This window comes from Oleiphilus sp. HI0066 (assembly GCF_001635725.1).
In genome coordinates this window covers 1-1203 of record NZ_LWFH01000961.1, presented here as the reverse complement: position 1 = coordinate 1203, position 1203 = coordinate 1, and the positions used below count along the sequence as shown (strand labels likewise).

At 47.7% G+C, this 1203-nt stretch carries 1 protein-coding gene; it reads right to left on the bottom strand.

Translation table 11 applies throughout. The features are described from left to right. Positions 1–1168: phosphoenolpyruvate carboxylase (locus A3738_RS10860; RefSeq protein WP_231876621.1), on the bottom strand; the 1168-nt coding region annotated here is incomplete at its 3' end. Between the last annotated feature and the right edge of the window lie 35 nt (positions 1169–1203).

Below are 1203 nucleotides of genomic sequence, written 5' to 3'. Positions count from 1 at the left end.
GACTCTTACTTGCAAGAGAGGGCGATCCAAATTTAAATCGAATCATCTCGCCCTGCTCTGTAATCCTAAATCGCCCATCAACAGATCCCGGAGGCTGAGACAGAATCGCCTTGTTAGCAGGACCTCCACCGCGACCTACCGTTCCCCCCCTACCGTGGAACAGGCTCAACTTCACGCCGTGTTTCGCTGCCACTTTTACTAAGGATTCTTGCGCTCGATATTGCGCCCAACCCGCGGCTAATTGACCTGCATCTTTAGCCGAATCAGAGTAACCAATCATCACCTGCTGATAGCCATCACAGTAATCTGCATACCAAGGCACACTCAACAATCTATCAATGCTTTCTGACGCGCTATTCAAGTCATCCAAGGTTTCGAACAAAGGAACAATACGCATCTTTCGATTCATGCCTTGCTCGCGCAACAATAAGATAACGGCCAATATGTCAGAAGGCTTAGATGCCATAGAGATTACATAGGACCCAAACGCCTCCTCTGACTCACCAGCAATCACTGCACAAGTATCGAAGACCTCTTGAGTCTCTTCGCTCCAAGTCATGCCCTTTGCAATCAGAGGGCGTTTGCCCTGCAACTCTTTCAACAAGAATGCTTGTCTCTCTTCCTCTTTCCAATCGTTATAGGTGCCGATACCCAAAAATTCCGTGATCTCGTTTATCGCATCAGCATGGCGCTCAGAGTCTTGTCTTACGTCTAATTTCAGCAGCTCTAAACCGAAGCATTGAACACGGCGAATCACATCAAGTAAGGCACCGTCTGCCACACGCGCTATTCCTTTTTCATGCAATGATCGATAACAAATCAATAAAGGCTCGAGTAATTCACTTGTCAACAAGAGAAGTTGATCTTGGGAGAAATTTGAAACATCACCACGCGCGACCTCTGCCGCCCAATCACGAGTGTTAGATAAGCGTTTTCTCAACGAAGACAACACAATCCGATAAGGCTCGCTTTGATTGCGACCCGAACCTGAATCTAGCTGCTCTGCTAATTCGACAAGCTCCGCGCTCGCTTCCCACATCGACAAATGCGTCATCAACGAAGCCAAGTCCCTCAAATATAAATCCGCTGCCATCCAACGACTCAGAGCCAATACTTCTTTTGTTACAGTAGAAGTGACATTGGGGTTTCCATCGCGATCGCCTCCCATCCAAGAAGCAAACCGAATAGGCCTAGATGATAGAG